At 42.0% G+C, this 13244-nt stretch carries 10 protein-coding genes; 6 read left to right on the top strand and 4 right to left on the bottom strand.

Annotation, left to right across the window (positions count from 1 at the left end):
- Positions 1 to 241: 241 nt before the first annotated feature.
- The 5 genes from ENH88_RS06745 (at position 242) to ENH88_RS06765 (ending at position 6899) form a co-directional block, all read left to right on the top strand.
- Positions 242 to 481 (top strand): hypothetical protein, encoded by a 240-nt coding sequence (locus ENH88_RS06745; RefSeq protein ID WP_304181009.1) that lies wholly within the window; start codon positions 242 to 244, stop codon positions 479 to 481.
- A gap of 75 nt (positions 482 to 556) precedes the next feature.
- Positions 557 to 1798, top strand: a complete 1242-nt coding sequence (locus ENH88_RS06750; protein WP_304181011.1) for an exonuclease SbcCD subunit D — start codon at positions 557 to 559, stop codon at positions 1796 to 1798.
- Complete coding sequence (locus ENH88_RS06755) at positions 1795 to 5448, top strand: AAA family ATPase (protein WP_304181013.1); 3654 nt, start codon at positions 1795 to 1797, stop codon at positions 5446 to 5448. Before ENH88_RS06750 ends, ENH88_RS06755 begins: the two co-directional genes overlap by 4 nt.
- A 12-nt stretch (positions 5449 to 5460) precedes the next feature.
- On the top strand, positions 5461 to 6126 hold the full coding sequence (locus ENH88_RS06760) for a class I SAM-dependent methyltransferase (protein ID WP_304181015.1): 666 nt from the start codon (positions 5461 to 5463) through the stop codon (positions 6124 to 6126).
- 188 nt (positions 6127 to 6314) lie between these two features.
- Positions 6315 to 6899 carry a hypothetical protein gene (locus tag ENH88_RS06765; RefSeq protein ID WP_304181017.1) on the top strand — a complete coding sequence of 195 codons (585 nt, stop codon included), beginning with the start codon at positions 6315 to 6317 and terminating at the stop codon, positions 6897 to 6899.
- Positions 6900 to 6931: 32 nt separating this feature from the next.
- Here ENH88_RS06765 and ENH88_RS06770 read toward each other — a convergent pair whose 3' ends face one another.
- Positions 6932 to 8272, bottom strand: a complete 1341-nt coding sequence (locus ENH88_RS06770) for a hypothetical protein (RefSeq protein ID WP_304181019.1) — start codon at positions 8270 to 8272, stop codon at positions 6932 to 6934.
- Positions 8273 to 8436: 164 nt separating this feature from the next.
- Positions 8437 to 9900, bottom strand: a complete 1464-nt coding sequence (gene dgt, locus ENH88_RS06775) for a dGTPase (protein WP_304181021.1) — start codon at positions 9898 to 9900, stop codon at positions 8437 to 8439.
- A gap of 161 nt (positions 9901 to 10061) precedes the next feature.
- Between dgt and ENH88_RS06780 the strand changes: the two genes are divergently transcribed.
- The gene (locus tag ENH88_RS06780) at positions 10062 to 11261 is read left to right on the top strand and encodes an ectonucleotide pyrophosphatase/phosphodiesterase (RefSeq protein ID WP_304181023.1); all 1200 of its coding nucleotides are present in this window, start codon (positions 10062 to 10064) and stop codon (positions 11259 to 11261) included.
- A 134-nt stretch (positions 11262 to 11395) separates the two neighbouring features.
- Here the strand turns inward: ENH88_RS06780 and ENH88_RS06785 are convergent, their stop codons facing one another.
- Both ENH88_RS06785 and ENH88_RS06790 read right to left on the bottom strand, forming a co-directional pair.
- A complete protein-coding gene (locus ENH88_RS06785) occupies positions 11396 to 12139 on the bottom strand; it encodes a zinc-dependent metalloprotease family protein (RefSeq protein WP_304181025.1) in 744 nt (247 codons plus the stop codon).
- Between the two features lie 57 nt (positions 12140 to 12196).
- The gene (locus ENH88_RS06790) at positions 12197 to 12898 is read right to left on the bottom strand and encodes a hypothetical protein (RefSeq protein WP_304181026.1); all 702 of its coding nucleotides are present in this window, start codon (positions 12896 to 12898) and stop codon (positions 12197 to 12199) included.
- Between the last annotated feature and the right edge of the window lie 346 nt (positions 12899 to 13244).

Here is a 13244-nt window from a genome sequence, read left to right on the forward strand (position 1 = left end):
TTTCCAAAACAAAATTTAAAACGTAAAACTGGCTTGCTTTATGCAGTAGTTTGATGGTTATACCCATAACTTTGGGCCCAATTTCGGCTATTTTTAGATTAATCGCTAAATAGCGAATTCTTTAGTTGACCTTTATGGTCATTTGTATTTAAAATCGCCCACTTTTTTAATTTGAGGGGTTTAAAAGCATGGCTTTTCCTTTCAAATATGTTTCAACATACAAGTAAAATGCGGTGGGCATATGGATTTTTATATCCTAAAAAAACAACAAGAATTGATTGCAATTCCAGCAGATGAACAAAGTTGTAAACAGTATCTAGATTCAGGCTACTTTTATATTGATAAGGTGGCGGCCTGTAATGAAACTAATGCATTAAAAGTGTTACAAGCCAAGCAAACCAAAGCATTAAAATTCCCCTTAGTGATGGCGTTATTGGCATTACCGATTGTGATTTTTGCTTGGTATAACCTCAGCCCTTAAAGATTGCTACTATGCCCTTGCATCTTATTTTAGCTTGGGTATATTGACGCTCTTAACTGATTTTAAGAGCGTGACATGAAAGTCTTACACACCTCAGATTGGCATCTTGGCCAACAATTTTATGAACATCACCGTGCAGATGAACACCAGCAGTTTTTTAGCTGGTTGATCGACACGCTCGTCAGTGAAAAAATCAATTTACTGTTAGTTGCAGGTGATATTTATCACACAGCCACACCGCCTGCTAGCAGTGAAAATCAACTTTATCAGTTCATCAAAAATGTTAAAAAGCGCTGCCCAACATTACAGATAGTGATTATTGCAGGTAACCATGACTCTGCAAATCGGATCATGACCGCAAAACCTTTACTGGCACAGTTTGATACTCACGTAGTAGGGCGTTTTGATGTAAATAACCCTGATGATGTTGTGATCCGCTTAAATACCGACTCAGTGAACGCTCATATCGTCGCTATGCCATTTTTACGCGCCAGTGACGTTACCACCTTAAGTAATACTGAAAACGGTCATGATTACGCTCAGGGTATTGCTAAAGCGTATCAACTTAGTAGTGATTGCGCACTCAAAGATAAACCCGCCTCGACACCTTTGATCATCATGGGCCACTTGCATGCTAAAGGTGGCGATATTTCCAGTGATTCAGAGCGTAATTTAATTATTGGCGGTGAAGAATCGGTCACTGCACAGATCTTTAGTAGCCAGGCAAACTACGTGGCACTTGGGCATTTACATAAAGCACAGCAAGTCGCAAAGTCTGACACTATCCGCTATAGCGGCACACCGATGCCGATGTCGTTCTCTGAGCGTAACTATAAGCATCAAGTATGCGTTGTTGAATTCACAGCCACTACCAACAATCATATTGAGGTTACTGTAAACCCCCTTTACATTCCCCGTGCAACTGAGGTTATGCTGTTGCCTGAAGGAGAATGTGTGCCCCTCGAACAATTATGCGAACAAATAGCGAATTTGGATCTAAGCCGTTACAGCCAAGCGCCGTATTTAAGAGTAAAGCTCAGTGCTGGAGATACCGATACCACCTTTAGAGAACAAATAGAAAAAGCACTGGAAAATAAAGCGGTGAATTTTTGTGGTATAGAACGAGTACGGCAAATAAATAAACAGCAAAACAGCGCTGTGTTTGAAGATTTAAGCCAAGTCGAAATGCTCAACCCACAAACATTATTAGAGCAAGCGTTCGCAAATAATAAAGACATGGCAGGGCAAAGCGTACCCGATGCACTAAAAACACTTTTAAACGAGGTGATAAGTGAACTGGCGGAGCAACAACTATGAAAATAACCGCAATACGCATTCATAATTTAGCCTCAATTGTTGATGCTGAAATAGACTTTACCAAAGCCCCCTTAAAAGATGCAGGGTTGTTCGCCATAACCGGCGATACCGGGGCAGGAAAAAGCACCATACTCGATGCCATCTGCCTAGCCCTTTATGCAAAAACAGCAAGACTCGGCAACGATAAAGGCAATGTCATTGATTTTAATGGCGACACTATTAAGCTCAATGATCCTCGTAATTTATTAAGACGAGGCACCGGGCAAGGCCACGCAGAGGTTGATTTTGTTGGCCAAGATAAACAGCTGTATCGAGCACGCTACACAATATCGAGAGCGCGAAGCAAAGCCGATGGCAATCTAAAAATTGCTGAGCATAAACTATCTAGTCTTCCGGATGAGTCGTTACTTGTTAGTAATAAAAGTGCGACCAGTAAAGAAGTCGAACGTATTATTGGACTTAATTTTGAGCAATTCTCGCGCGCTGTCTTACTAGCACAACACGAGTTTGCGGCATTTTTAAAAGCCACTGGCGATGAGCGAGCGCAACTTTTAGAATGCCTAACCGGCACCGATAAATTTAGCTTAATTGGTAAGCGTATTTATGAGCGCTATCAAGAGCAAAAAAATAGTTTGGCACTACTCAAAGCCAGTTTAGCCAGTTACACCTTGCTTAGCGATGAAGAATTGGCAGCAAAAACTAACCAGCTTACAGAATTAAAACAGCAAATTGAGCACGCAAAAAAAGCAGCAGCTGACACCGAGCGAGGCGTTAATTGGTATCAACAAGCCAATAGCTTAGCGCAAGCGCTGCACCAAGCACAACAAAACCAACAACAAGCCCACACCGCTCTTGCAGCTGTAGCAAAACAAAGTGAGCAGGCGCAGCAGGCAAAAAGTGCCCTGGAAATTAAAGACAACCGTAGTCGGTTTGCTAGCTTAACGGCACAAAATAATGAGCTAAACACCAAGTTAACTGAGTTCAAGAGTATTGATCATACGACATTGATTGCGAACCTTGCCAATTCACTTGCAAAACACAGTACAGCCTTGCAAACAGCTAAGCAGCAACAGAAAAGCGCTGAACCACTGATTGCCAAAGCCCGTGAGCTAGATAGCCAATTAGCTATCTATACGCAAACTATAACCAGCACCAGCCTACAAACTGAAAAAGAACAAACGCAATTAACGAGTTTACAGCAGCAACTTGAGCAAAGTAAAACAACGCATGCTGAAGCCGCTAAGCTTAACGCTGAGCAGCAACAATGGTTAAGTCAACACAGCCAACTTAAACCATTAGCGAGTGATTGGGCTTACTTTCAACACAGTTTTAAGCAATTTATAAGCGCCACCGAGCAATTAAATACAACCGCTGCACAGAGCAAACAATTAGCAGTAGAGCTGTCGAAACACAATGAGCAACTGGCGGCGCAAAATAACCAAGTTGCAGTGAGTGAGCAGGCTGTGCTGAATCAGCAAACCGCACTCAACCAGTTAAACCAGCAGCAAAGCCAATTTAATATTGAACAAGGTGATGCCCAGCTGAAAAATATTGATTACTTAAAAGAGCAGCGCGAACGCTACAAGCAATTTAGCCAAGAGCTAAAACTAAGCACGCAACAACAGAGCAACCTTGTTAGTGAATTGAGCCAAAGCGAACAACAGCAAACGGCATTAAAGCAAAATTTAGTTACGTGCGAACAAACACTTAAACACAGCGAGAATGCGCTTAACCAAGCACGACTGCGCGCCAGTGAAAGTGTTGAGCAGTTACGTGCTCAACTGACACCTAACGAGCCATGTGTTGTCTGTGGCGCTACTGAGCACCCATTTGCAACTAATCAAAACCAGCAATTAAATAACTTAATCGCCGACTTTGAAAGTGATTATACGCATGCAAAACAACACTATGAACACGCGCAAGCACAGCTGCACCAGCAGCAAACTCAGCATGCGCTGTTGGTTGCAGAACATACGCAGCTAAATCAGGCGATACACAATGCGCAGACTAAGCAGCTTGAAATTAACAACACCATGCAAAGCACGCGCAGTGAACTGAATAATTTAACTGCAGAGCAGTTAGACATGCGCTATGCGCAACTAAACGAACAAAAAGCACAGTATTTTAAGGTGCAACAACGCCAGCGTGACTTACAAGAACAAGTAAATCAGCTGCAAAATAGCCTCAAAGCAGAGCAACAGGCTCAGCAGCAGTTACACGGCCAACACGTTGATTTAACCCATCAACAAACCCAGCTGAGTAACAAGCACAGTGAGCTAAGTTCACAACTACATGAGTTAACCCATGCCCTAAGTGCACAATTTGCGCAAAGCGACTTTTGGCAGCAACTGCAAAACAATACGCTCGACCTCAATGAGTTAGCTCAGCGGGTAGGGCAATACCAGCAAACTCAAAGTTTGCTTGAAGAAACTCAAAAACAACTCGATAGTAGCGAACAAAAAATCCAGCAACTTAACCCGCTCATTAGTGAAAGCGCACAAACGTTAAAAGCGTTAACAGCGGATTTAGCGAAGGCGCAGCAGCAACATAGCAGCACTCAAAGTGAGCGTTTGGCATTATTTAATAATGAGCACATCAGCGCAGACGACTACCAAGCAAAACTCGCTGCGCACTGCGAGCAATGCCAAGCACAACTAACACAAAGCCAACAAGCCCATGACAATGCGATAAAACAGCGTGACGAGCAGGCCATTACAGTTAATAACCATCAGCAACGTTTACAGGAAAACAGCCAAGAACAAACCACGTTAACAACACGCTACGAGCGATGGTTTGCTGAATTTAAAAGCCAATATGCCGATGCTAGTCACGAACAGATCGCTATTTTACTAACTTTAAATGGTGATGAAATTAAAGCGCAATTGCAGCAACATGAGCAATTAACGCAAGCATTAGTCGATGCAAATGCCGCGTTAAAACAACAGCAAAACGCCCATACTCAACATCAAAGTAGTGATAAGCCGCAACAAACAGAGGCTGAGCTTACAGCGCAGTTAACGACACTAACCGAGCAACAAAACGCACTGCAGCAATCACAACTGGAGCTCAATACCGCGCTTGCGCAGCATAACCAAAACAGTAAAGCGCTGCAAACCAAACAACAGCAACTCGCCACCTTGCAACAGCAAGTTGAGCAATGGCATCTGTTAAATAAAGTGCTGGGGGATGCAACGGGTAAGACCATGCGAAATTTAGCACAAACCCAAACCTTAAAAATATTACTGCATTATGCCAATAGCCATTTGCGAACACTGAATAAACGCTATGAATTAACAGCCATAGAGCAAAGCTTAGATATTGCGATTGTTGATAAAGACATGGCCGATGAACAGCGCTCGGTAAATACGCTCTCCGGTGGTGAGTCGTTTTTAGTGTCGCTGGCACTAGCGTTGGGGCTTGCTTCGCTGTCATCAAATAAAGTTAGTATTAATTCTTTGTTTATTGATGAAGGCTTTGGTACGTTAGACAGTGAAACACTCAGTATTGCCATGGATGCACTTGATTCATTACAAGCGCAAGGGCGTAAAGTCGGAGTTATCTCCCATGTCTCACAAATGACCGAACGGGTTGCAACGCAGGTTCATGTAGCCAAAAAGCCCGGTGGTTATTCAACTGTCTCTATAATTTAAAGGATTGATTTGATGCCAACATTTACACATGAAGAAGCTAACGAGTACGATTCACGGATCACTCGTTTAGTCCCAGGTTATGATTTATTACATACAACAACAGCTGTACAGCTAAAAGCAACTCTGGGCGATAATGCACATATTCTAGTTGTCGGTTCAGGCACCGGAAAAGATATTGCTGAGCTTGCCGCACTCAATCCAAGCTGGCATTTCACAGCTCAAGATATTTCAACGGATATGCTCAATATTGGTCAAAAACGCTTTGCAGATTTAGGAATAAGTGATCGCGTAAAGATCCATGTTGGCGCTGTTGAGCAATTAACTGATACTTTTGATGCCGCATTGTGTTTATTGGTACTGCATTTTGTAGCCGATGATGGCGATAAAAAATCACTACTTAGAGCCGTTGCCAAACAATTAAAGCCATCTGCGCAATTGTATTTAGCAGATTTAATGCGCCCAGAAACAAGCTTTGAACGTGATGCACAGTTTAGTCTTTGCCAACAGTTAGGATTAACTGATATTGGGGTAGAGCGAATGAAGCATAATTTTGAGCATGAGTTTTATCCGTTAGACCGATTACGTCTTTCGGAGCTACTCGATAATGCAGGCTATAATGCGCCTAAATTGTATTTTAAAGCGCTAGGCTTTAGTGGCTATGTAATTCAAAAACGTTAAGAGTTTTAATAAGCTCAACCTATACAAGTACTGGTTGAGCTTATTAGTAAACTTTAATGTTGTTAAAACTCAACACACTGGTAATTATGCTAGCGAATTAGTTATTACCGCCTTACCTGTACCTATAAACTTGACTTCAACTGAAATACTGGTAGGCTATACGTTCATCTTTTACAGGACGTAAACTAATGAAAAAATGGATTTTTATCTTAGTGGCGCTGAGTTTGTCGCCCTTATACATAGCAACAACTACAGCAAATACTGCACAACCATCATTAAAACCCACGGCTCCCCCCTTAACTGACCCCCTGTTGTTAACTGATTTAGTTAAGTCCCCCATTGCAGGTTTAACGCTCGAGTCATATTTTCATCACCATTATAAAAAACAAACCGCCTGGCATGAAGTTTATCGACCGCAACAACGCTGCAACGTGCAGCTAAGCAATGCAGATAGGGCTATTTGGTGCAAAAAAGGGATAGCTGCTGTTACGCCACTGCAGTTAGATAAGCAATCGGATAGCACCTCAAAACGCGCAGAAGCTCACCCTGATGATCAGGTATTCGAAATCATCTTGCCCAAACACAAACCACAATCCTTTGATTTTTTAGGCCAACAGATCACCCAGCAAACACACGTAAGTTTATTACAGCAAGTTTCGCCTTTACTAGGTATTGCGCTTAGCTGTTTATTGATCGTTATTACTGTTGCACTTTTTCACTGGCGAGAAACAATAAAATCACGCGCTAATACTGTTCAAAACCAATCAAAATAACCTTGTCAGCGCGTTTAGCTACAGCATGTAGGCTATCTTTCATCCGTTTTCAATTGTTTTGCTCGTTCTTCAGCAGCGATCAGTTTGGCTGATTTAGGCATTGTTTTTTTCGGCGCTATAGTCGGCTTTTCGGTTGAGTTTGGATCCCAGCTTGGATCCAGCGATAAGTTCGCAAATGGGTTCGCTTTTTGCTCACTCGACTGTGACTCAGCAGGCTCTGCACACTCATTATTATGGAGTGCTTGCTCTTGCTGTTCGGCGGCAAGCTCTTGATTAAGCGCTGCAAGTGCTTTCGCAATATCATCATTGCTGTCAGCCGCCGTAGGCTCAGTACTTTCAAAGTCTTGGCTGCATGAATCATCAAGCAGCTCAACTGCCACCGTGCTGTTAAATATTTGCTCTGAGCCATCTTCATCATTTTCAAGCTCTGTGCCTTCAGGCTGCTTTGTAGCAACGATTTCAGCGTCTTCATCTGCTGCAAACAGCATGGTATCAATACTGCTTTCATCGACGTTAACAGCCGTTGAAGTGAATGCTGTTGCAGTGTCAGCAGCAAGCTTAGTTTTGTTAGTTATGGTTGCGTTAGTAATGGTTTCATTGCTTCGTTGCTTTTCAAGCGCTGCACTAGGTTGTTGGCCAGGTAATGGCGCATCAGGATCAAAAGTACGCACTTCAGGCTCTTTGAAGTCGTGCTCATTACTAAAAATGCGTTGCGTTAGTTTATTTTGGTTTGGTATAGCTGATTTATTTGGCTGTTCCTCAGCGGTGCTGACGAGCGGGGCAGCTATGTTTGTGTTATTTTCGACTGTTGCAGGTGCTGAATTTTTCTTCGCACGTAAACGCAGCAATAGCAATCCAGCTAATAACAATACGGCTAATAACAATAAACTTGGCATTAACAATGAACCCGTATCAGCATCGCCACTACTAGCATCAGTATTCATAGCCGTAACTGGCGGTAAGGCAATAACAGGGGCTGCATTTAGCCGCTCAGCTTGCTCATTAATAGCCTCATCGCTAAATTCTGCCGCTGGTGTTGCAACTTCACGCGCTGCTATCGCAGCGTCTGGCACAGCTGCTGATACGGTTTCGCTTGGCGTTGTTTGATTTAACTTTGCTTGTGATGTGCTTGCCTCTGCGCTGCTGTCAAGGGGGTTTACAGCCGTACTCGGTTGCTCAGTAGCCAAGGTGTTGCTGTCTTCTGCTTGCTTAGTAACTGGCTCCGGCATTGTGCTTTTTGGTGCTGTGATCTGTGGTTGCGACTGTTCAACTGGCGGCGGATTACTACAGTTTTTATCGTAATCTCTGGCCGCATTACGATAACTGCGACTGCTGGTGTTATCACTGTATTGCTGCATCTGTTGTTTGTACAAAATGCACATAGCTTCGCTGTATTTTGCAAAGCTATTAAAACTGCAAGTAAGTATAATAAAAAGGCCAAGCCGTGATAAGTAAGTGAGCATAATTCTATTAAGCAAAATAACACAATACTCTCAGTTTAATTGTACTGCGCAAATTTATCTAGCTGTGAATTTCACTAATCAATCACCATTAAAGTCCGATATTCATCATAAGCAAACTGATCAGTCATACCGCTGATATAGTCTTGAATAAAGCGACAGCGATAATAAAATTCGTATGCAATCACATGATCCGGCTCAGCTTGCATCGCATCGATGGCGTGCAGATAAGTGTTTAAATGCTTTTTTGACAGTTTTTGCAGCAAACGGGTTTCAATTAAGAAGCGGCTATCGCCCTTGATCACTCGTTTAAAGTTATCGTGACTTAACTGGAGTAAGGGCTTATAACAATCCAATAACCCCGTAATAATACGATATCCTTGTAACTCTAACTTACCCACTTCTTTGTGAGAAAACACATACTCAAAGGCCACTTGTTTTAAAGTGCTGGTAATAGCGTGCAAATGGCTGCGATCTTCTAATAATGCTTGATTAAAGTCGCCGTGATAGACCGCCTCTATATTATCTATAAACCGTTTTGCAGCATAATTAACTAACGGATGAAGCAAGCTTACCCGTAAATAAATGAAAAATTCACTGTTGAAGTTATACGACTGTAATTTGGCTTTTTCTAAAGCGTAATTAACTGCTTTATCAACCATATGCTGATGCTCAACAGCATCAATAGTATAGTTAATGAGTACTTTTTTATAATGTAGTTTAAGTTTATCGCAAAGTAGCTCAACGCTAATAATGCCTTTTTCCACGGCATCTTCAATATCCGCTAAACAATAGGAAATATCATCCGCTGCTTCCATAATGTAACTGGCAGGGTGACGACATTGTGGATCTATTTCGAGCTCTTTTTGCAATCGCTCTACAAAGTTTTTTTCGCTGTAATAAAAACCGACTTTTTTCATCAGATAATCTTTATCACGGGGTATATCTTCTTTAGCCATACTGGCCGGACGCGTGTATTTTAAAATAGCCGCGCTTTGGCTGTAAGTTAAATTCAGCGATAGCAACGAATGAATAATACGAATACCTTGCGCGTTTCCCTCAAAGTTAGCTATATCGTGGGCTAAATGCTTAAAGATCACCCCAATACCGGTATGCGGATCACCGCAACGTGCAGGAGTCAGTGCCGACAAATTTTCCTTAAACCAGTGGTTAATTGCCGCTTCACCAAAATGACCAAATGGCGGATTACCAATATCGTGCATCAAGCAGGCCATTTCGACTAGGCTTTCCAGTGGTCGCTCCAAACCGGTCAGCCCATATTCCGCCTGTTGTTTAGTGGTCAAATTAGCAAAAATACGCTGCACAATAAAACGCCCCACTTGTTGTACTTCAAGTGAGTGGGTAAGCCGAGAGCGCACCGCGGCATTGCGCTCAAGTGGAAATACTTGGGTTTTTTGTTGTAAGCGACGAATTGCCGCACTGTTGATAATACGCCCACGATCGCTTTCAAGCGCTGTTTGTAAATTAGGGGTCGAACGCTGCTCACGTGCAGAGGTGATTTTTTTACTAAAGTCGATCATCGTCACTCCTTTATTAATAACTTTAATCTAACAGCTTGGAGAATAAATGAGAATTGATAATTAACTTTTAAAATAAAGCCTTATGTATGTCACAAATGCATATTACACTGCACTCTGTCACTTTTTTAACTCAACATTGCTTTAACCAAGGTGGTTTCCAAATGAAGTTTTTGGTTTTTTCAGTTCTATTATTTTGCTTTGTCAGTAATGTACATGCATTACAAAACCCAAATAACACGGTCGTGCTTATTTCGCTGGATGGCTTTCGCTGGGATTACATTGAAAAACACGACGCCCCTCATTTAGCCGCTATCGCTAAATCAGGGGTTCGAGCAAATAAAATGCAGCCAGTGTATCCAACTAAAACCTTTCCTAATCATTTATCTATCATTACCGGTTTGTTACCTATTAACCACGGAGTAGTGGATAATCGTTTTTGCGACAGCAAACGCAACGACTGCTATAGCATGGGTAAAGGTAAAGACGACAGCACTTGGTTTAGTGGCATTCCACTTTGGAACCTCGCGACTATGCAAGGGCTAAAATCAGCAAGCTATTTTTGGCCCGAATCAGATGCACGTTTTAATGGTATGACACCTGATTATTACTATCACTATTCAAAACACAGTGATTACCAAAACCGTATAGAGCAAATTATCCAATGGCTAAAACTCCCTGCACCACAGCGCCCACAATTAGTCATTAGCTATTTTTCATTAGTTGATAGTATGGGGCATAAATACGGGCCAGATGCTGAGCAGACAAAACAAGCGGTGCAGCAAGTCGATGCCTTAATGGGGCAATTACAACAGCGCCTAACAGCCCTTGAGCAAGATGTTAACTTGGTTATTGTCTCTGACCATGGCATGAGCGCCGTTGCGCCAAACCAAAGCATTGCCATCAGTAGCTTACCCAAAGATGATAAATTTATGGTTAAAAATACCGGCCCACGCGTGCTAATTTATGCCAATGAAAACACCACAGCAGCAGATATCAGCGCTTATAAAGAACGCTTAAACAAAGCGGCGAAAGGCCGTTACATAGTCCTAACTGATAGCCAGCGAGCGCAGTATCATTATCAAAATAATGGCCGTACTGGCGATATTATTTTACAAACCACAGCACCAAAAACCTTCGCCGATACTGGCAAAGTTAACTATTTAGGTACCCATGGCTACGCGTACAGCGATGATATGGCGGCAACCTTTATTGCTAATGGCCCCGCATTTAAACAAGGCATTACCCTTGATAAAGTCAATAATCTCGATATTTATCCTATGATTGCTAAAGTATTAGGGATTGAGGTATTGAGTAAAATTGACAGTGATGGGGCTACACTTTGGCCGGCCTTAAATAACTAGCCTGAGCTCAGGACAAGCTATCTTTAGCGCCAGTGTTCATCGCTATCTGCGTTGCATATACTGGCGCTAGTTAGCGCCAGTAAAAAGAGCGCAACTGCGCTCAAAAGGGAAAAACAATGTACTAAAAATAACGCTTATTTAAAGTTAGCAATACTGTTTTTAGTCTCGTTCACTGTGCGCCAAGCAAACGACTCGCCAGTTACACCATAAGAAAGACCATTCACGCTCCAACTTGGATTAGAAAAATAATCGTATTGTGTGGCGCTACCAAATACATGCGGGTACGCCATTATACTGGCGAATTGATTTTGCACACCATGACCCATACCATCTACATATACACCACCTGAGGTGTCACCTTGTTTACGTGAATGCAGTAAGCCTTGATTGTGACCCAGCTCATGCACAAACGTTGTCGCCCCACAATCTACTGCTGTAATACTATACATACTGTTACTTGACGAGCTGTATAAACTCCCGTTACTGCCATTACCAACCCACGCAATACCGCAGGAAATTAGATTACTGCCTGCACTTTGACCAGTACCAAGCACAGCGACCATATCTGCCCCCCAGCTATTACGTAAACCTTGAATATAGCTACTATTAGTTACTGAGTTTAACCAACTGCTCGAAGGTGTAATAGCATGGTTGCCTAAGTTTTCGCTACCGACTAAACGTAACGTAATATCAACCCCATTTTGGCTATATACTTGGTTACTAAAGGCAATGTACTGGTTGATTTTAGTGTTAATGTTGGTGGTGGCAGCTGCCGCTTGATCGGTATATAAAATCGCAATATCAATGGTCGCCGCTTGGCTAGTTGCAGTCATACCTAATGCACAAAATGCAGCTAAAGTGGTTAGTCGTTTGTTCATCTTATTTCCTTGTTAGTTGTGTTTTATTGGCTTATAAAAATTACGCGTGATGAATTTTTATAAGCTATTAGCCTCAGCTTTTGGAGCAAAAGGATCATCCCCATCAATGGGCTGAGCAGCGGGTTGATTGGTTACTTGGTGTTCAATATGGTTTTTATAGAGGTCGCGCTTAGCCGCTAACCAGCCATATTGCCCTTTACTTTCAAACACGTAATTACCACTCGGGGCAGTAAATTGGCCATATACAGCATCTTTTCCGATAGTCAGCACTGTGGTATGAAAACGTCCATCAGCACCAATAACGCTGCCAAATACACTTTTATCGCCATTACTGGCGGCAATCACATTAGTCACTTCGGCGCTAAAAGTTTCAGCCGTCTGCGGGATCGCTAAATCAAAGCTATCACCTTGCTTAAGCTCTCTAAGTGCAGCCAAGTCAAATTCAACATAGGCTTCATTTTTTAAATCAGTCGGTAATACACCAGCCGCTTTAAGTACCTGCTTAGCTTTATCTGATGGACGGTTGATGGCATCAAACTCGCTATCACTTTGCAGCGTATTTGCAGGTGTTGTTGCGCTTACACTCGGTAATGATTTACTAGGCAAAGGTTTAGTGACTATTGGTGCTGCAACTACAGCAACATTTTTTTCATTCATTGGCGTAACCGTAGCTGTTTTCACCTCTTCGTGAATAGCGTATTCATAGATAAAAAATACACTAAGTGGGACAATGACAATAAATGCAATAGCTGCCTTCATTTGTTTCTCTTCCAGATCCAAAGGTTAATTTGGTGTTAACCTTAAATCGAAACAAAAAAAATCGCAAGCACAAAACTGTTACCGATAACAAAAACATGAAAATAAATATTTTCAGACTAATCTGAGTGTTAATAATAAGTTCAGTTGCAATTGTGGAAAAATAATTTGAACGGCCTAAATACCACGCCATTCAATTAACAATAAGTTATCATTTTTACCTTTTTTCGCTTGATTGCTCTATTTTCCATTAATGCACTTTTGTAACGCTGTAAATGATGGGTAATTCAAAAAATAAATTATCGTGACGATAAAATTTATTTGTTTTACTACTGATCCGACGAGCTTC

The organism is Pseudoalteromonas prydzensis (assembly GCF_011050055.1).
Taxonomy (GTDB): domain Bacteria; phylum Pseudomonadota; class Gammaproteobacteria; order Enterobacterales; family Alteromonadaceae; genus Pseudoalteromonas; species Pseudoalteromonas prydzensis_A.

What these genes read in the sequence shown, in the direction of transcription:
- ENH88_RS06790 (WP_304181026.1), bottom strand. Translation starts at nt 12,898, where the DNA reads ATGAAGGCAGCTATTGCATTTATTGTCATTGTCCCACTTAGTGTATTT.
- ENH88_RS06745 (WP_304181009.1), top strand. Translation starts at nt 242, where the DNA reads ATGGATTTTTATATCCTAAAAAAACAACAAGAATTGATTGCAATTCCA.
- ENH88_RS06760 (WP_304181015.1), top strand. Translation starts at nt 5,461, where the DNA reads ATGCCAACATTTACACATGAAGAAGCTAACGAGTACGATTCACGGATC.
- dgt (WP_304181021.1), bottom strand. Translation starts at nt 9,900, where the DNA reads ATGATCGACTTTAGTAAAAAAATCACCTCTGCACGTGAGCAGCGTTCG.
- ENH88_RS06765 (WP_304181017.1), top strand. Translation starts at nt 6,315, where the DNA reads ATGAAAAAATGGATTTTTATCTTAGTGGCGCTGAGTTTGTCGCCCTTA.
- ENH88_RS06750 (WP_304181011.1), top strand. Translation starts at nt 557, where the DNA reads ATGAAAGTCTTACACACCTCAGATTGGCATCTTGGCCAACAATTTTAT.
- ENH88_RS06785 (WP_304181025.1), bottom strand. Translation starts at nt 12,139, where the DNA reads ATGAACAAACGACTAACCACTTTAGCTGCATTTTGTGCATTAGGTATG.
- ENH88_RS06755 (WP_304181013.1), top strand. Translation starts at nt 1,795, where the DNA reads ATGAAAATAACCGCAATACGCATTCATAATTTAGCCTCAATTGTTGAT.
- ENH88_RS06780 (WP_304181023.1), top strand. Translation starts at nt 10,062, where the DNA reads ATGAAGTTTTTGGTTTTTTCAGTTCTATTATTTTGCTTTGTCAGTAAT.